19 protein-coding genes are annotated in these 21,045 nt (G+C 50.1%); 15 read left to right on the top strand and 4 right to left on the bottom strand.

Annotated elements, in window-relative coordinates; all coding sequences use genetic code 11:
* Nucleotides 1-200 precede the first annotated feature (200 nt).
* The 7 genes from hpnD (at nucleotide 201) to ACTRXD_RS02935 (ending at nucleotide 8,148) form a co-directional block, all read left to right on the top strand.
* Nucleotides 201-1,091 carry a presqualene diphosphate synthase HpnD gene (gene hpnD / locus ACTRXD_RS02965; RefSeq protein WP_442430354.1) on the top strand — a complete coding sequence of 297 codons (891 nt, stop codon included), beginning with the start codon at nucleotides 201-203 and terminating at the stop codon, nucleotides 1,089-1,091.
* Nucleotides 1,088-2,476, top strand: a complete 1,389-nt coding sequence (locus ACTRXD_RS02960) for an FAD-dependent oxidoreductase (protein WP_442430353.1) — start codon at nucleotides 1,088-1,090, stop codon at nucleotides 2,474-2,476. The genes hpnD and ACTRXD_RS02960 overlap by 4 nt, the downstream gene beginning before the upstream one ends.
* Nucleotides 2,477-2,510: 34 nt before the next feature.
* Complete coding sequence (locus ACTRXD_RS02955; RefSeq protein WP_442430352.1) at nucleotides 2,511-3,170, top strand: uracil-DNA glycosylase; 660 nt, start codon at nucleotides 2,511-2,513, stop codon at nucleotides 3,168-3,170.
* Between the two features lie 644 nt (nucleotides 3,171-3,814).
* Nucleotides 3,815-4,339, top strand: coding sequence for a hypothetical protein (locus ACTRXD_RS02950; RefSeq protein WP_442430351.1), 525 nt, complete (start codon nucleotides 3,815-3,817; stop codon nucleotides 4,337-4,339).
* Between the two features lie 786 nt (nucleotides 4,340-5,125).
* Complete coding sequence (locus tag ACTRXD_RS02945; RefSeq protein WP_442430350.1) at nucleotides 5,126-5,959, top strand: hypothetical protein; 834 nt, start codon at nucleotides 5,126-5,128, stop codon at nucleotides 5,957-5,959.
* Nucleotides 5,952-6,866: a DUF726 domain-containing protein gene (locus ACTRXD_RS02940; RefSeq protein WP_442430349.1), complete on the top strand. Its 915-nt coding sequence runs from the start codon at nucleotides 5,952-5,954 to the stop codon at nucleotides 6,864-6,866. The genes ACTRXD_RS02945 and ACTRXD_RS02940 overlap by 8 nt, the downstream gene beginning before the upstream one ends.
* Before the next feature lie 544 nt (nucleotides 6,867-7,410).
* Nucleotides 7,411-8,148: an HNH endonuclease gene (locus tag ACTRXD_RS02935; protein WP_442430348.1), complete on the top strand. Its 738-nt coding sequence runs from the start codon at nucleotides 7,411-7,413 to the stop codon at nucleotides 8,146-8,148.
* A gap of 643 nt (nucleotides 8,149-8,791) precedes the next feature.
* Here the strand turns inward: ACTRXD_RS02935 and ACTRXD_RS02930 are convergent.
* The 4 genes from ACTRXD_RS02930 to tldD all read right to left on the bottom strand — a co-directional run bounded on the left by ACTRXD_RS02930 (nucleotide 8,792) and on the right by tldD (nucleotide 12,986).
* Complete coding sequence (locus tag ACTRXD_RS02930; protein WP_442430347.1) at nucleotides 8,792-9,484, bottom strand: lysophospholipid acyltransferase family protein; 693 nt, start codon at nucleotides 9,482-9,484, stop codon at nucleotides 8,792-8,794.
* Nucleotides 9,485-9,551: 67 nt separating this feature from the next.
* Complete coding sequence (locus tag ACTRXD_RS02925; RefSeq protein ID WP_442430346.1) at nucleotides 9,552-10,049, bottom strand: hypothetical protein; 498 nt, start codon at nucleotides 10,047-10,049, stop codon at nucleotides 9,552-9,554.
* A 93-nt stretch (nucleotides 10,050-10,142) separates the two neighbouring features.
* Complete coding sequence (locus ACTRXD_RS02920) at nucleotides 10,143-11,513, bottom strand: TldD/PmbA family protein (RefSeq protein WP_442430345.1); 1,371 nt, start codon at nucleotides 11,511-11,513, stop codon at nucleotides 10,143-10,145.
* A 45-nt stretch (nucleotides 11,514-11,558) separates the two neighbouring features.
* Nucleotides 11,559-12,986: a metalloprotease TldD gene (gene tldD / locus ACTRXD_RS02915; RefSeq protein ID WP_442430344.1), complete on the bottom strand. Its 1,428-nt coding sequence runs from the start codon at nucleotides 12,984-12,986 to the stop codon at nucleotides 11,559-11,561.
* 225 nt (nucleotides 12,987-13,211) lie between these two features.
* Here tldD and ACTRXD_RS02910 point away from each other — a divergent pair, with 225 nt between their 5' ends.
* From ACTRXD_RS02910 to rplM, 8 genes are all read left to right on the top strand, one after another.
* A complete protein-coding gene (locus ACTRXD_RS02910) occupies nucleotides 13,212-13,997 on the top strand; it encodes an isoprenyl transferase (RefSeq protein ID WP_442430343.1) in 786 nt (261 codons plus the stop codon).
* Between the two features lie 83 nt (nucleotides 13,998-14,080).
* On the top strand, nucleotides 14,081-14,887 hold the full coding sequence (locus ACTRXD_RS02905; protein WP_442430342.1) for a phosphatidate cytidylyltransferase: 807 nt from the start codon (nucleotides 14,081-14,083) through the stop codon (nucleotides 14,885-14,887).
* A 36-nt stretch (nucleotides 14,888-14,923) separates the two neighbouring features.
* Nucleotides 14,924-16,093: a 1-deoxy-D-xylulose-5-phosphate reductoisomerase gene (locus tag ACTRXD_RS02900; RefSeq protein WP_442430341.1), complete on the top strand. Its 1,170-nt coding sequence runs from the start codon at nucleotides 14,924-14,926 to the stop codon at nucleotides 16,091-16,093.
* 17 nt (nucleotides 16,094-16,110) lie between these two features.
* A complete protein-coding gene (rseP, locus tag ACTRXD_RS02895; protein WP_442430340.1) occupies nucleotides 16,111-17,502 on the top strand; it encodes an RIP metalloprotease RseP in 1,392 nt (463 codons plus the stop codon).
* 93 nt (nucleotides 17,503-17,595) lie between these two features.
* Nucleotides 17,596-19,317 (top strand): proline--tRNA ligase, encoded by a 1,722-nt coding sequence (locus tag ACTRXD_RS02890; RefSeq protein WP_442430339.1) that lies wholly within the window; start codon nucleotides 17,596-17,598, stop codon nucleotides 19,315-19,317.
* A 240-nt stretch (nucleotides 19,318-19,557) separates the two neighbouring features.
* Nucleotides 19,558-20,013, top strand: coding sequence for a bifunctional nuclease family protein (locus ACTRXD_RS02885; protein ID WP_312642969.1), 456 nt, complete (start codon nucleotides 19,558-19,560; stop codon nucleotides 20,011-20,013).
* A 55-nt stretch (nucleotides 20,014-20,068) separates the two neighbouring features.
* Nucleotides 20,069-20,539: a bifunctional nuclease family protein gene (locus ACTRXD_RS02880; RefSeq protein WP_442430338.1), complete on the top strand. Its 471-nt coding sequence runs from the start codon at nucleotides 20,069-20,071 to the stop codon at nucleotides 20,537-20,539.
* Nucleotides 20,540-20,576: 37 nt separating this feature from the next.
* On the top strand, nucleotides 20,577-21,005 hold the full coding sequence (gene rplM / locus ACTRXD_RS02875; RefSeq protein WP_442430337.1) for a 50S ribosomal protein L13: 429 nt from the start codon (nucleotides 20,577-20,579) through the stop codon (nucleotides 21,003-21,005).
* Nucleotides 21,006-21,045: the final 40 nt, after the last annotated feature.

Below are 21,045 nucleotides of genomic sequence, written 5' to 3'. Positions count from 1 at the left end.
CCACCTATGAGTCACCAAGCGCTATGCGAAAAAATAAGGGAATCCTCAACATAACCGTTCAACGCGGTAGGGAGCGAACGTTGTTGACGGCTTAGCCCCACACTCCTTGTCTTGGAATAGAGAAAACACCGTCATCCAGTTATACATTTGTCCCCGCGTTTCACGATCATTGCCTGGCCACGGCCTTTGGGAAATACTCCATGAAGCCCATGACTCCTATTGAAGCACAGACATTCTGCACCAAATATACAAAAGAAAGTGGCAGCAACTTCTACTACTCTTTTTTGTTCCTGCCACAGCAACGGCGGGAAGCCATGTATACCATTTATGCCTTTTGCAAAATGGTGGATAGCGCCGTTGATGAACCGGCCCCGGGAAGCCATCCCATCGAAGAAGTCCGCAAATGGCGACAAGAGGTGACGGCCACCTATCAAGGCAATCCGACCCAACCGGTCACGACGAGCCTCGCCGCCCACCTGCAGACCTTTGACATCCCGGAAACGCTCCTTCAAGAATTAATTTCCGGTGTAGAAATGGATCTGACTTCCAATCGGTTTGCGACGTTTGCCGATCTGTATCAATACTGCTACAGGGTCGCTTCAGTGGTTGGACTGATTTGCCTCAAGATTTTCCAAACCCAATCCCCTGCGGCGGAGGACTATGCGGTCAACTTGGGATTGGCGTTTCAATTAACGAATATTCTTCGTGATCTCAAGGGGGATGCCGAACAGAACCGCATCTATCTTCCGCTCGAAGACTTACAGCGTTTTGGTTATTCGGAACATGCTCTCCTGCACCAACAACGGTCGCCGGCGCTGGTTGAACTTCTGAAATTTGAATGCGAAAGAGCTCGCACCTATTACCGCCAAGCTCAAGAAATTCTCCAATCCCTGCCCCCCTCCGATCAAAAATCGCTGGTGGTTGCAGAAATCATGCGTGGAGTCTACCGCCGCATCCTCAAACAACTCGAAGACCCGCACTACCAGGTATTCGGCCCACGGGTTCGAGTCGCCCCCCTACAACGACTCGGGATTGCCGCTCATATTTGGATTCGGTCTTTTCTTTCCCATAACAGTGCTCCAACAGTGTGACACACCACATTCTGATACTGAGCGGAAATCTGCCAGGATTACTCGCGGCTTACCGGCTCATTCCCTACGGATTCCGGATCACCATTCTTGAGGACGACAACCCTGATTCTCCAGCACCATCATTTCCCTATTTTGCGAAACCGATAGAACCGGATCATCCACCATCCCTTCAACGCCTCACGACGCAGTCGTTCCCACTTATTCTCCCACGGTATTACCATGCCACATGGGGACTTTTTCAGGAACTGGCATTCCAGCACGCAGCCCAAGGCATTCAACCGGTCAACCTGGAGTTTGGGACATCCGAAGGTCAAACACTCACCCTCCCCGCCGCGAAGGGTATTGCGACTCTTCACCCCATGATCCGACTCGCCGGCATTCGCGCTCTTCCCTGGTCAGATCGCTGGCACTTGATTAATTTTTTAGAAAAAAAATGGGAGGAACCCCGTTCACCAGATCACCACCCTGATATGCTCACGGTTGAATCCTGGCTGATTTCCACTCAACAATCGGCTCTTGCACGACAACGTATCTGGAATCCATTCTGTCGATTGTTTTTAGGGTGTGATGTGACCCAGGCATCACTCGGGTATTTCCTGGAAGTACTTTCTCGATTCTGGTTATCCAAACCGAATGGACCAGAAACATTCTTAGCCTCACCTGACATGCAGAGCCATCTTCAACAAAAACTCAGACATGTCTTAATAGAAAAAGGGGTCACGTTTTATCCCTCACACGCCATCACCGGCATCCATGCCGACACAGAACGGATTCAAGCCATTGGCCTGGCTAAAGGCGAGCGCCTTAACGCCGACATCTACGTCTCGCCCCTTTCCCCTCCAGAACTACTTCGACTCTTACCGGAAAGAGCCCCGGCACGTTTTTCGTGTTTTTCCCATTTGGCTCAACTACAGGAATCATCGGGAACACTAGTCCGATTGACCCTTAACGACATACTTCTTCCTCCTCGGCTTATCCTTAATTCCGGTGTATTTGATTGGGTCACCAGCCAGGCCGTTCCATACACGGATGGTCCAACGACCTTGATTACGGGCATCAGCCTCTCTTCTTCACCATCAGCGTTACACACCAACGACTGGCTGAGAGAAACCGTCTGGCCTCATATCAATAAGATATTCAACATTTCCCCTAAGCCGTCATTGCCATATAGTGGGTCATCAGACACGCCATCCGTTTACCGCTATATTCCCTGCCGGACTGGTTTCCGCACCTTTCGTCCTCTGTCCAACACACCCATTCCCAATCTCTTTCTTGCCGGTCCCTGGACGGCCACCCCACTCCCCCCTTCTCTGGAAAGCACCGTCCTGAGTGCCTATGCCTGTGCCAGGGCTGTAACTGAATGGGTCCAAACCTCTTCGCATTGACATCCTAAACTGTCAAACCTAAGATCCCCTCTCAATGGATCTTGATGAACTCAAATCATCCCTTCACAACTGCCAACGATGTGGCTTGTCTTCAGGACGCACGCAGGTGGTGTTTGGGACAGGGCATCCTCAGGCCGACATCATGTTTGTCGGAGAAGCCCCGGGCTTTTATGAAGACCGGCAGGGAGAGCCTTTTGTCGGGGCCGCAGGAAAATTACTCAACGAGTTACTACAATCTATCGGGCTCAGTCGCGCGGATATTTTTATTGCTAACGTCATTAAGTGCCGGCCACCCAACAATCGAGATCCTCTTTCAGAGGAAATCGAGACATGCAAACCGTTTTTGCTTCAACAAATCGAACTCATCAAACCTAAATTGGTTTGCACGTTAGGAAACTTTGCCACACAAACGTTATTGGAAAGAAAAGTCGGTATCACCAAAGTACGTGGGCAGGTCATCCGAATGCCAAACTTCATCGTGTTCCCACTGCTTCATCCGGCAGCCGCACTCCACCAGGGCAATCTGCGCATTCCTCTTAAGGAAGATTTCCAAAAACTCAAGACGGTTCTGGAAGAAATGAGCAAAACTCCCACGCTTCCGCAATCCGCGTCAACACCAACCCTTCCCACATCCAAAGCCTCCCCCAAAGAAGAAACCCCAGCCGATCCCCCCACCCAAATGAGCCTGTTCTAGAAACCATCTAGTCAATTTGAATGTTAGTTGCGGGGTTTCGCCCCCGCGCCACCAGCCACTTTTGTTTCGGCAAAAGTGGCCAAAACCATTGACGCCCCGTCTGGTCTCATAAGAGGGGAAGGACGCCAATTTGGGGAAAGCGGACCAACTCGCTTGGCTCAAACAAGGTCCGCAAGGGAAAAGAGCGTCCTCCCTTTGACCAGACGGCAGGCGTCGGAGTTCTCAACTACTCCGTCATTCTGAGCCACCGGCGAAGAATCTGTGCCCAGCCAACGAACGTATTCGTAATTGCAAAAAGACCTGGTGGATTTGAGTGTTTGGTTTCGGCCTCGAATAGTTTTCGAAAAAACACGAATCATTCCTTGACTTATTTCGACGATTATTAAATTATTTCCTGACTTGAAATGTTCGGTGGAGTTATTAGATGGAACCGCAGGCCAGTGGTTTGAAGTTGAGCTAATTATACGAGGGGATGTTATGCGGATCCGGATAACATGCCGCGATAAATAGACCATGAGGTACACCTCATGGAAACGACGGCAAACATGGAATTTTTCTGAAAATTGGTTAGACGGACAGGAATACACAGGTCCGGCTCGTGTGCGGATCCGCCTAAACATTGTTAGATGACATTGGACTTGAACATGCAAGGTGCTCTGATTGGTCTGGTCGGCTTACTCGTGGGAGCACTCTTGAGCGAATACTTTCGGCGCAAGAATCGCATTGAGTCGTATGCACAAAAGGTGTTCGAGCGCCGTCTGGGCATATACGAGAAACTTCACGAAATGCTGAATACTGCGTATCGGATCGCAACCGAAGTAATGGAGAACGACAAACTCAGTGGCGAAGAACGAAAAGAATTAATCTCGTCCGCTATACTTAAGCTCGCAGAATTTACAGACGAACATGCTTTATTTATCGATGAGTACATATCAGTACATGTGGTGGCCACGTTTATGGGCGCGGAAGATGTTCTTGATATTGACAATGGCCTTGAGCGAGCGGCAGCGAAAAGCGGGGTATTAGAGAGGTTTAAGGAGGCGAAATCGCTGATCTATGAGGACTCCGGTCTTCGGGAAATTGATAAACACTACAAATCTATTTCCCGTTCTGCACCTGATTCAGCGATTATCCGCTACCTAAAAGAGTTAAAGAAAAATGTCACCTAACAATCTGCTGGTGCTTTGGATCAAATCTTGCGAAATGATGGATGGTCACGCTTTGGGATAGTGGATTGAAATAGAAAGCGAATTGTGTGATTGCCAGACCTGACTCCAGAAAAACAAACCTACAACTGACAGCCAACTCCTAAATGCAATGCGGGGTTTCGCCCCCGCGCCACGAGCCACTTTTGTTTCGGCAAAAGTGGCCAAAACCATTGACGCCCCGTCTGGCCTCATGAGAGGGGACGGACGCCAACTTGCGGAGAGCGGACCAACTCGCCTGGCTCAAACAAGGTCCGCAGGGGAAAAAAGCGTCCCTCCCTTTGACCAGACAGATGGCGTCGGAGTTCTCAGCTACTCTGTCACTCTGAGCCCCTTCGACTCCGCTCAGGGCAGGCTCCGCGAAGAATCTGGGCCCAGCCTGACGATGATGTTCGTACCTAAAAAGACATCAGGTAGATTAGGCAGGTGGTTTCGGCCTCGAATAATTTTCGAAGAGGCATGCAACTTTCCTTGACATATTTCGACGTATCATAAAATATTTCAAAATTGAATCTTCCGAAAGCTATTCTAATGGTTCTTAATCGGGGGGATTGGCTTTCCTGTCCATTCAGGGGCTGTTAAATTAAGAGGTGCGATTTTCAAAAAAACCGACATTTTTGCAAGTATTCAACAGTTCCATTAATGTTGGAAGGTCGTGTTGTGGCTGGGACGTGATGCCTTAAAAAGCCATGCTTTGCGAGCTCGAACAACCATGGGTTGTTTCTTCCCTTTTCAAAGAAAGGAGAGGTGATGTCCACTGAAATAAAATTTTTGCCCGACAAGATATTACAGGTCGTCGGCAGCATGAGCGACTTCATTTTGCAATATGCGCTGGCGCTCACCGCGACCAGTGTCCTTGCGGTGGCACTGCTTGAAGCATGGAAGAGCCTCCGGAAAACACGCGAGCGCTTCCTTATGCATCAACTCTACCGATGGATCAGCAAAGGCCGAATGCCCCCAAACTATGAGGGTCCGTACAAGTTTCATGACCAAGTTTACCGCCAGCTCGTTTTGCTTACGACAGGCCAGGATCTTGACCCACGGTATGCTCTTGATAGGATTCAAGGCGGCCGATTCAAACTCGATCCTTCAAACGCTTTGTTTGCGCTGGAAATCGAACGCATGATGGGACAGATCCAGGGGGCTGCGGATATTGTTCTCTCAAATCCGGCCGTCTATCCAGAATTTTATAGTTTTCTGACCTTGGGTGCGAGTGAGTATGACATTAATTTGTGGCAAGTGGAATCGAGACGGGTACCCCATGAAACCGAGAACAGCCAAACCATGAAGGATCGTGTCGATGCATTCAGTAGGTTGAGCCAATTTGTTAAGCGGCGCCTTGATAGCTTGCAGATAACAATGAACTACCAATGGGCGAACTGGAACCAGCTACGCTCCATTGTTCTGGGCGCCGTTCTCTTGTTTATAAGCCTGGCGTACATTGAGATCAGTATGTCCGCCTTGAATTTGATAAACCCGCTGACTTGGTTGCGAATCTTTATCGCGTCACTTGTAGGTGGCATTGTGGCGCCCGTTGCCAAGGATTTAGTTGTTGCCCTCAAGAAAGTCCGCGAAGGTGGCTAAATATTTCAACCCCCCGATCGACTATCGGCCGGGAGTGATTTTCCAGCTTCGTCATTTGCTTGAAGGAGGGGATCTAAGGCCGATCGTGCTCGAATTGCCTCAGGAGGGCAGCAAAGCCGGCCGTGAGGCGATAATACTTGTGCACGGATTCAACAACCACTATGGCGAAGCGGCAACCGCCTTTCAGGGATTTCGCAAGCAACAGTACCGGCGGGATCCTAGCCTTCTGCCGCCTGCACTGGAGACGGTTCTTGCGGACGCGCACTGGCCAGGCGACGCGGCGTGGGGAATAGCGGACCTTGTCGATTTTCTTGTCTATCCGGTTGCCGTGACTACAGCCAAGAAAGCCGGGCTTGTTCTCGCAAGTCATCTTGCCCGCATGCCCAACCTTGAAATTGTTCATTTCATCGGACACTCGCTAGGATGCCGGGTTATCCTCGAAACCATTCGCGCTTTGGGTGCTCGGCCTCAAGTCGGCAAAGTGTGTCTGATGGCTGCTGCTGTACCTGTATTCCAAGTGGAATGGGGCGGAAGGCTCGAGCCGGCCATGGTTCGTGCCAGGAAGGTTTTGGTGCTCTACTCCGGGAGCGATATCGTGCTCACCCTTACGTTTCCTCCAGGCCAATTCGCGGCTGGAAGTGGCGAAGGCTTCCTTCCTACAGCCTTGGGACACGAACGGCCAATACCATCTGTGGCGGGCGCAGTTGATGCCATCGAAATTCCGGGCGCTGGTCACGGCGACTATTGGGGTCATAGCAATACAGAACCGTCATGGCGCGCAACGGCCCGTGCTGGGGAATTCATGGAGTTTGGTAAGCACATTCGGACCATAGCTTTACGGACTGCCGCGCCGCCGGCAACTGGTCCCATGCCACGCGAGCGCAGTGGCGTACGTGGAATCGGTTGAAAATGAGTCGCAGTCTATGTCTAGGAAGAGCAGTGATTCGCACCGCTATGTTTTCTGGGGTAAGGGGCAGGTCTTGCAATACAGTATGGAGAGAATCTGAAAATCCAGCACATGCTGAGTTAGGTTGCGGAGCTTTTCTTCTTCCTTTTTCCACCCTTTTTCTGACCGTCGCCTGCCGTCTGGCCCCTGGTCGGACGCTCTTGTTCTTGACGGGCATGTGTGAGCCCTGCGCGTTAGCCCGTCTCTTTGCTTCGCGTTCCATCAATCTGTTGAGGCGGGCGGGGCCTCAATGGTTTTGGGTCCTTTTCCCGAAACAAAAAGCCTGTCCTGAGCCCGGTCGAAGGAGACTTCGGCTGCCGGGCCGACACCCGGCATCTAATTCATATCATTCAAAATTAAACAGTCCGTGAAATTATTGTTAGGCTGTACCACAGAAACCGTTTAGCCCCTGCGACCTCTTTAGCTATGATCTGATCCCAGAAAACGTAATGGCGGTAGATGTACAGGACAAACGAAAAGAATTATGGCTCCTAAAGGCAAATCAATGCGCCGGAGCAGGCTGGAAGACGTTCTGGAAGTCCTTCGTGAGATCAGACGCCTTAGAACAACAGCCGTGCCCGACGCGACCGCTGAAGACCTTCGTCGTGAGGCAGTGAATATTGTAGCTACTCGTGAACTTGAGCGTCGCCGATTTAGCAACCAATATTCTGCTGAAAAGTCGATTCATGATGCGTGCGGCCGACGCTCTATGGGGGAAATTGGAAAATTTGATGAAGTTGTAACGCGGTGGCTTTCTGGTGATTTCGAACAACTCAAAAACATGCTAGCCCCAGATACTCCGAGTGAGCAAGTTATGGTTGCCGCTTTTCTTGAGACTCCTAGTACCGTGGTACCCGATGGAACATCTCGACCTGAGGTTATGGCTCCAGAGGAAGTCCCTCCGACCCTGGAGTATCCAGAGGGGGCCGTACTTCGAATTCAAGTTAATCGCTACGAGCGAGATGAAACAGCAAGAGCCTGTTGCATTGAACACTACGGGCCAGTGTGTACGATCTGCGAGTTCAGCTTTGCAGATGTCTATGGTCCCCTTCTTTCCGGTTTCATTCATATTCATCATCTAAAGCCGTTGGCTACAGCGGGTGGAAGTTACTCCGTCGATCCCATCCTCGATCTCCGGCCGCTCTGTGCGAACTGCCACGCTGTCGTACATCGTCGCGAACCCCCTTATACAATTGAGGAAGTGAAGGCAATGCTGAGTAGGAAGGATGAGATGGGTCACTGAGAGTTTGTGGTCAGGTCTTGCCATTTGAAAGGAAAGTGTCACGTTTGGGGATCGTTGAGTAAGGCCCAAAGCGGATTGCGTGATTGCAATACCTGCCTTCAAAAATAAACCCCCGAAGCTTACTCGTTCCTTTTCCGTTCCTTCCTTGACCGACGCCTGCCGTTCGGCCCCATGGGCGGACGCGCTTATCAGCCGGCGAGCACCTGTCTGAGCCCTTCGAAAACTCAGGGCAGGCTCCGCGAGTCGGTCCTCTATAATTAAAGAAAGCATAGTTTCAGCAGACTCCCCTGGCCTTGTGATGTGGCCGAGCAGTGCAGCCGACCCCGGAAAAAAGGCGCGCATTGCTTGAGCCTTGCGAGTTTGCGCGACGCCGGGGTCAGCGAACCGCACAGGGAACCCGAAGGGCCACAGCATGGCCAAGATGGTTTTGGCTACTTTTGCCGAAACAAAAGTAGCTCGGCTGCCGAGCCGAAACCCGGCAAACTGTAATGGGGATTCCCTACCATTTGTTATCGAGGATCTATTTGGGAAGAAAATGGATACTCGCCCCTACCAAAAGCTACAGGGAAAAGCTCTACTATGGCGGGTATTGGAGACGGAAATGGATGTATGCCCCTAGAATAAGCTTCCAGGTAAGCTCGGCTTAGGATACATCAGACAGCAAGCTTTTCCTCAACTCTTCAATCTGCTTCATAATTTCCCCCGTACACAATTGAAGGGATTCCTTACTCGGACGAACCTCTTGAGGGAATTGCAGAGGTTTCCCATACCGAATCCTCGCCTTACTCGGAACCAATAACGTTTTGACCATCGACGTCACCGAATGGGGGCCGTCCCACACGATTGACGACGGAATGACTGGGGCACCTGATTTTATCGCCAGATAGCCAATACCTAAATACCCCGTATCTAAACGATGCCGATCCAATCCGCCTTCGGGAAAAAGACCGATCACCTCTTTCGCTGCCAGGCCATCTAACATCATACGAATCGCACGGATATCCCGCTTGCCTCGTTGTACCGGAATACAACGAAACGCCTGAAACACCCAACGGAGGTGTGACTGCGCATAGATCTCTTTCGCCATTAAAAACCGGATAGGACGTCCTACGGTGGCCAATAAGACCAATGGGTCCCCCATCGAGGTATGGTCACACACAATCAACGCTGGTCCCTGAGCTGGAACCGGGCATGAGGACGCCACCGTCACACCATACATGAGCCGACAGACCCAGGAGTTCAATTGATGTAACGAAGTATGGACGAAGCCCCGCAAGGTGCTTGGAACTGGCAACGGTGAAGACGAGAAAGGCCGGAGGAGTTTTGTTCCCACCATGGTCCCCCATGCCATTACTCTAAAAAATTAGGCTCAAGGGACCTGAAGGAATCGGACAGAAATGAATTTAGGTAATGGTTTTTTGGGGGTGAGCGGCGTCTGTAGGACTTGAGGCCTCGTCGGCCTCAGCCAACGATTCCGAATCTTCAGACGACCCGGCGTCTGGAGCGTCTTCGACCTCTTCTTCTGGTTCTTCAAACCAATTGACGAGCATGTCTTCCCACCAGGCCTCATTGACTTCCGAACCGGGATCTTCTCCAAAAAATTCTGTCACCTGGTCTTTGGTAAAACCCGGATCAATGACCGTGGGTTTAAACAATGCCCGGTCAATCACTTCCTTGGTGGCAAAGCCGCCCACAATCCAAGAAGGTGGATCGGCCCGGCGGGATTTATAGGCTTGTAGCCCGACCTTAAGGTAAAGAAACGCTTTGCGTTGATCTTCGTCTTTCAACCCTGATGGGGGCAAACTTAAAGTCTTTTCAATTTTCTTTCTCCATTCCCGTGCATTGTACCGGGAAGTGATCAACTGGAGAACTTTTGCCCCATCCTCTTTTTCCAGTGGCATCCTGACTCCTTATGGCCTTCTGGCCGATTTCTGAATTCATGAAATAGATCAGCAATCGATAAACTCTTGAATGAGTTCTTATCCTGTATACCTCTAATGACCGGCAACCATCATCTTGCGAATTTTAACCGTAGGACTGGCCACCCGGCCACGAAATTCTAAATCATTCCCGATCATTTCAATATCCTTCAGTATCTGTTGTAAATTCCCGGCAATGGTGACCTCTTCCACCGGATGGGTCAACTCTCCGTTTTCAACCCAAAACCCCACCGCTCCCCTGGAATAGTCCCCGGTGACAAGGTTGACACCAAATCCAATCAGATCCGTGACGTACAACCCTCGCTTCATTGACTTGAGAATTTCATCGGGCGAATAGGAGCCTGGCGAGAGAAATAAATTCGTGGTGCCCACTGTCGGATTTTCGCCCACCGATCTTGATGCATTCCCTGTGGATGCCATCCCCAATTTTCGTCCTGAATACGTGTCTAACAGATAACTCGAAAGCACGCCTTTATCGATCACCAGGTTTCTTCTCGTGGGCAACCCTTCACCATCAAATGGTCGAGACCCCAGCCCTCCGGGTAATCGACCATCATCAACCACTGTCACCAAATCTGAAGCAATAGATTTTCCGAGTTGCCCCAAAAGAAACGAGGCCCCCTTATACAAGGAGTACCCGGATACCGCTGAGGAAATATGCCCGAGGAGGCCTTTGGCCGTTTCCGGATCGAAGATCACGGGAACTTCTTGTGTCGTAATGGCCTGACTGCCTAGCCGCCTCACGGTTCGGCGAGCGGCCTCCTGGCCGATCGATTCCGGGCTATCCAATTCATGGAATTTACGCTTCACGGAGTACCAATAGTCCCGCTGCATACCGCCATTTTGGCTGTCCATCGCGATGGGCGACACAGAGAGTGAGTAGGAAGAACTGGCATACGATCCAACAAACCCATGGGAATTCGCTAACAAAATCGATCCATAGCCAGCCGAACACTCAGCCCCTTCAGAATTGGTGATGCGGGGATCTGCGGAAAACGCGGATTGTTCGGTTCGCTTGGCCAGGTCTATTTCCTCATCAACTGCCAATTGCCGATCATCTTTCATATCCATGTCTGGGATATCGACTACCATTTGATCCGGCGCCGGCAATCCTGAAGTTTCATCTTCAACCACAGCTCTGGCCAAACTACATGTGTCACTGACTAAACGATCCAGCGAGGCTTTGGAAAAATCGGATGTAGAAGAACTGGCTGAACGCTTGCCAAAAAACACCCGAATTCCCAAGACCTTCTCGCGGGCCTTGGAGAGCCGATCCACCTCCGACATCCGCACCTGCACCGAGACTGAATCGCCTTCCGCCACAAGGAGATCCGCCTCCGTCGCCCCTAAAGCCTTGGCTCGCTTGAGAACGGTGGCGGCTAACTCCGGGAACCGGTCACCATGTGTGGTGGGCAGATTTGACATTATTAAATGATTAAATGGAAAGAAACAAAACAGGAGGGTTATCCATCAGCCCATCGCCGTGCCACCGACGATCATTTCATTGATTTTAATGGTAGGAAGTCCCACGCCGACCGGAACCGATTGCCCATCTTTTCCACAGGTCCCAATTCCTTCATCTAATTTCATATCATGTCCAACCATCGAAACTTTTTTGAGCACATCCGGACCGTTCCCAATCAACGTCGCCCCCTTGACCGGTTTGGTCACCTGCCCATCTTCGATTAGATAGGCTTCGCTAGCTGAAAAGACAAATTTCCCACTGGTGATATCAACCTGCCCTCCACCAAACGACACGGCATACAAACCGTTTTTCACCGACCGAATGATATCCTGTGGATCGGATTCTCCGGCTAACATAAAGGTATTGGTCATACGTGGAAGAATAATGCTCCGGAAATCTTCACGTCTTCCATTTCCTGTTAACGGGATACCCATCAAACGGGCATTGAGCCGATCCGTGATATAGCCGCGCAACACACCTTTTTCAATGAGCATGGTTCGTGACGTCGACGTCCCCTCATCATCAATGTTCATCGAACCTCGCCGAAATGGGAGGGTCCCGTCATCCACAATTGTGCATAGTTCGGACGCGACGGTTTTTCCCACTAAATCACTAAAGGCTGACGTTTTGCGACGATTAAAATCCGCTTCCAATCCATGTCCGATCGCTTCGTGAAGCAGAATGCCCGGCCATCCCCCACCTAACACAACCGGCATGGTGCCGGCCGGAGCTTCGACCGCGCCTAGATTCACAATCGCCTGACGTGCAGCTTCCCGGGCAAACTCCATCGCGCGATTCTGCTCCAGGTAGAAAGCAAATCCGACTCGTCCCCCTCCTCCAAAAGACCCAACCTGGCGATTGGCCCCATCTTCGGCAATACAGGAAATCTGAAGACGAGATAGAGGCTGCACATCTCCAACCAGTTGTCCTTGGGAGTTGATGACTAAGAATATTTTCTGTTCCGTGTTAAAAGAGGCCATGACCTTGGTAATTCGCGGGTCATATCGTCTGGCTTCCACGTCAATCTCATTCAGTAAGGCAACCCGAGCTTCTGTCGTAATATCGGTGAGCGGCTGGGACAACGGGTAGAGATTCTGGGAGGGCTGAGAACGATGAGTGACGGCTATGGGATTGTCCCCTTGGGGAGAATCGGCAATATACCGTGCCGTATCAGCGGCAATTTCCAGGTCTCGTACAGATAGATCATCTGAATATGCAAACCCGGTTCGTTCTCCAGCCACCGCTCGAACACCCGCCCCCTGGGAAATACTTTTGACTGCGCGCTTGACGAGGCTTTCCTCCATAGAAACGGAATCGGTCACGCAGGACTCGACATACATGTCCACGTAATCCACTCCCCGAGCGGTGGCCTTATTTAAGGCCTGAAGGACATCCTTTTCTTGGAGGGCGAAGTCTGAAAGGCTGGGTACCATAGGATATCAATGACAACGAAGGACAAAATGAGAATGAAACAAAGAAGGAGTATAGCCCATCTCCCAGGTGGGCGCAATTTCCGGTGAAGATCGTCTCGTGGGAATTTGACAAGAATCGCTTTCATTATTAGACTGAATTTATTGTAAAATTTTGCCTAACTCCAATAATCTTTCGATAGATTCCAACGCAGTTCTTACCCTTACGATCGGGTCCAGCACAATTCCATGGATGAATTTCAGGCGGTGGAAGCAAGACAAGTTGCTGAAGGCGAATTGCTGGATCAACTTGACCTCACATCCCTTCCACGACATATCGCTATCATCATGGATGGCAATGGCCGATGGGCCGCTCAACGCGGGTTGCCTCGAATTGCCGGTCACAAAGAAGGGCTCCGGGCACTTCAAGATGTTCTGGAAATCGGGCATGAGCTCACGATTCCTTATATCACCATCTATGCATTTTCTCAGGAAAATTGGAAACGGCCTCATTCAGAAATTCGACTGCTTATGGGGTTACTTGAGCAGTACCTGCATCAAGAACGCCAACGGTTTCAGGAGCGCCAGGTACGATTTCTGCCAATTGGACGACTGGAACAACTGCCCTCTTCCGTCCGTTCGCTGGCCTTAGAGGTGGCAGAGGAAACCCGCCATTTGACTCAGCGCACACTGGCAGTCGCCCTCAGCTATGGGGGAAGAGCCGAAATTGTCGATGCCGTACGGAAAGTCGCGATCGAGGTTCAGATGGGATCGCTCACACCAGACCAAATTGATGAGAACTTGTTCGAACAACATCTCAGCACATGGGGTTTACCGGATCCAGATTTGCTCATCCGTACCTCTGGAGAGGCGCGAATCAGCAATTTCCTTCCCTGGCAAATTGCCTACACCGAACTCTATTTCACCAAAACCCTGTGGCCTGATTTCCGTCGCATTGAGACTCTTCTCGCCTTACTCGATTATCAAAAACGGGAGCGTCGTTTTGGCCGAATCACTCAAACTGTTTCGCCATAAACCGTCTGTGGCGCTCCTGCATGCATACCAGGCACCCTTCTTCTAGTTTATCTGACGCACTGCCCCTTTTACTCCTATAAACAATGGATCCCCGTCGACTGTACTCAGCCATCGTATTTATTCCTTTGCTCTATGCGGGAATACGCTATTCTCCACCTTGGCTGCTTTCTCTCCTGATTGGCACAGCTTCTCTCCTCGCATTATGGGAATTTCTCACACTCTACTTCGGACCAACCGGAACCCTTGGCACCAAGATAATCTCCTGTGTTGGTGCCGTCATGCTTCTTGTTGCCATGTACACCGGCTACTCCCAAGGCTTGAATCTCTGGCTCTTGGGAATCGTTCTGGTTGTTTTAACGGGGTTTTTTGTAGCCCCGACTGCCATGAGGCAACGGCTCCCCTTATGGGCGGCCTATCCCTTTGGAATACTTTATGTCGTGGTTCTGCTCGGGCATTTCATACTCCTCCGGCAACTCCCCCATGGAATCGCCTTAATCTTTTTTGTCTTGGCGATCACATGGTTAGCTGATACCGGTGGATTTGTCGTAGGCTTATCTCTTGGACGACATGCCCTGGCGCCAACCCTGAGTCCTAAAAAAACGATTGAAGGTTTGATCGGAGGGGTACTTTTTTCTTTGCTGGGAGGTCTTATCAGCCACTTTTGGTTTCTCCCCTTTTTCTCCTTGGGGGAATGCGCTATTCTCGGCATGGCTATGGCCATAATCGGAGCGCTTGGGGATCTTGCAGAATCCGCGATCAAACGTAGCGTGAGTATCAAGGATTCAGGCACAATCATTCCAGGACATGGGGGAGTGTTGGATCGTGTGGACAGTCTGCTCTTTACCGGACCGGCCTTTTACTACTATGCCCTATTCACGGGCTCAACCTAATAACCAGACCGTGCACAACCATAGGGAGAGAATCTGGTGAAACACATCGTCATCTTAGGATCTACCGGATCGATTGGGAACAGTACATTAGATGTGATCTCCAGATTCCCTGAAGAATTTCAAGTAGTCGGCTTGGCTGCCGGATCAAATGATCAGGCTCTTGAGGAACAGATCCGCATCTTCAAGCCAGAAGTGGCTGCGCTCTCCTGCCGGGATGCTGCCAATCGATTGCGAGCACGGATGGGACACACGTCCACGGAAATTTTGGACGGAGAGCAGGGGCTCTGCGCCGTCGCCAGTGCATCGAAAAGTGACTTAGTGATTTCTGCGATCGTCGGTGGAGCAGGACTCAAGCCAACCTTGACAGCCATTCAAGCAGGCCGGCAGGTTGCGCTTGCCAATAAAGAGCCGATGGTCATGGCAGGCCGGTTGATGCAACTGGAAGCCCACAAACATGGCGTCACCATTTTTCCCATCGATAGTGAACATAGCGCCATTTTCCAATCAATGGAAGGCCACCGAAAAATAGATATTCGCCGGATCGTGTTAACCGCCTCCGGCGGGCCATTTTGGGATTGGCCTATCAATGACCTGGAACACGTGACCCCCGAACAAGCAATGCAACATCCAAATTGGAAAATGGGTGCTAAAATCACCACCGACTCCGCCACCTTGATGAATAAGGGCCTGGAGGTGATTGAAGCCCGATGGCTCTTTGATATCCCTCACGATCAAATTGATGTCGTCATTCACAGAGAAAGTATTATCCACTCTTTGGTAGAATATTGTGATGGGTCAGTCATCGCGCAATTAGGGCACCCGGACATGCGAACACCAATTTCCTATGCTCTCAAATACCCGGAACGCATTCCTTTGAATCCTCCACTCCTGGATTTAGGAAAAATTGGGAAATTTACATTTTATCCAACGGATTCGAAAAAATTCCCCTGTCTCCAGTTAGCCTATGACGCACTGGCAGGAGCGGACGGACTTCCACCTGCATTAAACGCCGCAAATGAAATCGCCGTTGATGCCTTCCTTAAGGAACAAATTGCCTTTTTGGATATTCCCAGAGTGATTCAGGAAACAATGAATGCCTATATCGCGACTCCCGTCACATCCATTGAAGATGCCCTGGAGGTAGACCAATGGGCCCGACGCACAGCCACAGAAATGATGAAAGCCTGTTCCTCTTCACCAATATGAACCCGCGATAAACACCCATGAATAACCTCCTGTCATTTTCTCCAGATTCCATCTTTCTATTTGGGCAAAAGTTATGGTGGTTCCTGGTCGTACTGGGAGTCCTTGTAACCTTTCACGAATACGGCCATTATCTGGCCGCTCGATGGGTAGGCGTCAGGGTCCTCAAATTTTCCATCGGTTTTGGACCAAAACTCATTGGTCGCAAGATTGGCGATACCGAATATCTTTTGGCAGCGATTCCTCTTGGAGGATATGTCAAATTATATGGTGAGGAAGTGACAGAGGCTGTTTCACCTGCTGAACAACGTGAATCCTTCATTCACCAGTCACTTCCCCACAAAACGTTGATTGTGGCGGCTGGCCCAGGATTTAACTTTATTCTCAGTTACCTGATCTTTACGGGAATGCTGGCCTTAGGGTCACCCCTGTTTGTGCCCAGCATCGACAACATCACACCGGTCATTGAAGCGATCACACCAGACTCCCCAGCTGAAACTGCCGGATTACATATCGGTGATCGTGTAATCCGGGCCAATGAAGAAGACATCTCGACTCTGGGTGAACTATACCAACAGGTCGGCAAGGCCCATGGGCGTCCCGTCACACTGGATGTCATCCGTGGGGATACCGTTAAAACGCTGATCATCACTCCAACGGTTCAAATGGTGCCAGATCGCCCGGACGAGCCTCAATACACCTTAGGCATTGAGGATCATGCTCCGCTTGTCGGAGGAGTCATGCCGGACACCCCTGCCATGGCCGCGGGGCTTCAACAAGATGACCGAATTATCCAAATTAATGACACGCCGATTGTCACCTGGTCTCAGATGACCGAGATCGTTCGCCAACACCCTGGAACCCCTCTAGATGTTCAGGTCGATCGCGGAGGACAGATTGTCTCTCTTCGCATCACCCCTGAAGGCCAAACCGTTACCTCTTCCGATGGGGAAACCAAGTCTGTTGGCCGCATTGGGATTAAACTAGCCGGTGCGGGTACGGTGCTCAAAAGCACTTCTCTATTTCTCGCCCCCTGGGATGGACTCAAGGCCACATGGAAATGGTGTGAACTCACCGTTATTGGTTTATACAAACTCTTGACGGGGGAGATTTCTTCAAAGCACCTCGGTGGCCCGCTAATGATTGCCAGTGTGTCAGGCGAACAAGCCCAACAGGGCCTTGCCAGCGTCGTGTGGCTTATTGCGATCTTAAGTATTAATTTGGGAATTTTGAATTTATTACCCATTCCCATTCTTGATGGAGGGCATCTCTTCTTTTTTGCCTGCGAAGGCATTTTAGGTCGCCCGTTAGGAGACCGGTCGAGAGAAATGGCGCAACAAATTGGACTGGTCTTATTGGTCTTCCTGATGGCCTATGCGACCTGGAATGACATTAGTCGCCTACTCCAATAATTCCACCCAGTTGAACGTCTCGCTGCCTTTTGCTATCCATGTAAGTTTTCCCTTCGGCTGAGTCTTTCCTTAACCATATAACCAGGTGTCTTCATGCATGTATCACAATCATTAATTCCCACGATGCGACAGGATCCCGGGGAAGCCGAAGTGGTCAGCCACCGGCTCATGCTTCGCGCGGGTATGATCCGAAAAGTCGCGGCCGGCATTTATTCCTACCTTCCTCTAGGATTGAGGGTCATTCGGAAAATTGAGACCATTGTTCGCGAAGAGATGAACCGGATAGGAGCACAAGAACTGTTACTCCCGATTCTATCCTCGGCCGAGCTTTGGAAAGAAACAGATCGCTGGGATTTCTACGGAAAGGAACTATTCCGATTACATGATCGCCATGAGCGGGACTTTTGCCTGGGCCCCACTCACGAAGAAGTCGTCACCGATTTATTCCGCCGAGAGGTCAGTTCTTATCGTCAATTGCCCGTCACTCTATATCAAATCCAAACGAAATTTCGCGATGAAATCCGCCCCCGGTTTGGCATCATGCGAGGGCGCGAATTCATCATGAAAGATGCATATAGCTTTGACCAGGATGTGGAAGGAGCCAAACATACGTACCAGGACATGTACGATGCCTATTGCCGCATTTTTTCTCGTATGGGCCTCGAATTTCGTCCAGTGGAGGCCGATACCGGCTTAATCGGTGGCATCTCTTCTCACGAATTCATGGTCCTAGCCAATACCGGCGAAGAACTCATCGTTTTTGATCCGGACACGCAATATGCAGCCAATGTCGAACGGGCCGAAATTGCCCCACCCATCATCAGGGAACCTGAGGCCGCACTACCGCTGGAAAAGGTCTCCACACCCAATGCTAAATCAGTTGAAGAAGTGTGCGCCTTACTTAACGTGCCTCCTTCCCGCCTGGTGAAAACCCTTCTATATCAGACCGGCACGAATGAGATAACCGCGGTCCTGATCCGAGGGGACCATCAAGCGAACGAAATTAAAATTCAACGACATCTTGGTATTCATGAATTATCTTTGGCAACCCCAGAGATGGTCCTCCGCTTCACAACGGCCCCAGTTGGTTTTGTCGGCCCGATCGGTCTTCAAAAAATTCGAATTCTGGCTGACCAGGCCGTGGCTGTTTTGAGAAATTTCATTGTGGGTGGAAACGAACCAGACGTCCACCTTATTCATGTCAATATTGACCGGGATTTTGCCATTGAGAGCATAGGAGATTTTCGCCAGGCTCAGGCCGGTGACCCTTCCCCACGTGGAGGCAGCTCGCTGCAAACAGCCAGAGGAATCGAAGTAGGGCATATCTTTATGCTAGGGACAAAATATAGTGAAAAAATGGGGGCAACCTACCTTGATGCTCAAGGTCAGACCCTTCCTGCTGTGATGGGATGCTATGGAATTGGTGTCAGCAGAGCAGCGGCGGCAGCCATTGAACAAAACCATGACGACAAAGGCATCTGTTGGCCCATGCCCATTGCTCCATTTCAGGTTCACATCCTTTCGGTCACCGCATCAGAAAATGTCCGTCAAGCTTCCGAGCAACTCTATCAGGACCTTTCCCAAAACGGGATAGAGGCATTACTTGACGACCGTGAGGAACGGGGTGGAGTTAAGTTTAACGATGCAGATTTGCTCGGCATTCCTTTCCATATTATCCTGGGGGATAAGGGACTGGCACAGAACACCATTGAAATTAAAGACCGTAAAACTGGCGAAAAGCATCACATTGCCCGTGAGGAGGCATGTGAGTGGATAACTGGCACAGTCAGAGCAAAACTTGAATTTCAGACATGATAAAGTAAATAAAACAGATCAAATGCAGGTTGGTTACCGATGCCCACTCACGCATGGTATAATTTTTCTAAACCAAAATGCTCTTTATCTTAAGGACGACCAATGACGAGATCTCAATCCAAAGCATAGGGAGATGGACAAGCCCTTATTTTCATTGACAATACATATCATTGAATGCTAATTTTCAAGGTTTGATTTTCAAGTAAAACACACGTCCTTTATTTATGACTGGCCTAGCGTATGTTGAATCAAATGAACGTGAGGGGTCTTTTATTTGACCCCTACAACAATGCCTATATTGTCATCCTGAGAGATGAACAAAATTCTGATATGCTCCCAATCTGGGTTGGGAAGGCCGAAGCCAGCGCGATTAGTTTTGCCTTAGAGCGGATCGCTCCTCCAAGGCCGATGACCCATGATCTCATGAAAACGGTCCTGGATAATATGGACGCTAAGGTCATCAGTACCGTCATTACAGATCTGAAAGACAATACGTACTTCGCCAAAATCCATCTCCTTTTTGGAGATTCCGAGTTCACCGTTGACTCTCGGCCAAGTGACGCGATTGCCGTGGCCCTTCGCACGGATGCTCCTATTTTTGCTTCAGGGGAAGTGCTCCATAAACAAAACTCAGAAGAATTGGAACGATGGCTGGAAAACCTCAAGCCTGAGGATTTTGGGAAATCAGACGTCTAGCTGATGCTCATGTGGCCATCTGAAATATTTACGATTGATAGTGAGTGTGCGGGTGATGACTGAAATAAACACATTAATTCCGTTAAAGGTCCATGGGGTCCTGGTCGATCCGAATACCGACACGCAAATCGTAGTCTTACGGGATGAAAAAAATTCAGAGGTTCTTCCCATATGGGTCGGAACCGCCGAAGGAACATCGATTCGGTTGGCCTTGGAGAACGTCATCCCACCACGCCCCATGAGCCATGACCTTATTTGCAGTTTTACCTCGCACCTTGGATTTACCCTCAACAAAGTCGTAATCACGGAAGTCAAAAATAATACGTATTTTTCAACGCTGTTTTTGTCTAAAGATGACTTGGAAAAATCGATCGATTCAAGGCCGAGTGATGCGATTGCCCTAGCTCTCCGATGTCAATGTCCCATCTACGTGACCCCGGAGGTGCTGGAACGTCGCGGGGGGGAGGATCTGGATACTTGGCTTTCCAAGCTCGATCAAAAAGGATTAGAACAAACCGATATCTAGATATGTAATCAAGTAGAGGAAAGGAACTCAGACACTCATGCGATCTTATCAAGCTAAACCGCTGGAAGTTGAACGACAATGGTTCTTAGTCGATGCTAAAGGGAAAACCGTTGGACGCTTGGCCGCCAAGGTTGCCTCAATCCTTCGTGGAAAGCATAAGCCGACGTTCACGCCGAATGTCGATACGGGCGATCATGTCGTCATCATCAATTCCAGTGAAATTCAGTTCACCAGCGATAAATTTCGTAGAAAGATCTATTATCATCACACCGGTTACCCTGGAGGAATCAAAGCCATTACCGCCGAGCATCTTCATGCAAAGAAACCAACCGAAGTCCTTACCAAAGCCATTCGTGGGATGCTTCCAAAATGTACGTTAGGGAAACAAATGGCCAAAAAGCTCAAAATTTACCCTGGTGCCGAGCATCTGCATCGAGCGCAAAGCCCAACGCCTTTGAATCTCTAAATTCATCAGTAACTGTTCCAACGAAAAAAAGGAGACTTAT

The organism is Nitrospira sp. T9 (assembly GCF_052156535.1).
GTDB lineage: Bacteria > Nitrospirota > Nitrospiria > Nitrospirales > UBA8639 > Nitrospira_E.
The sequence above is the reverse complement of the archived record's forward strand: the minus strand, read 5'-3'. Positions and strand labels throughout refer to the sequence as shown.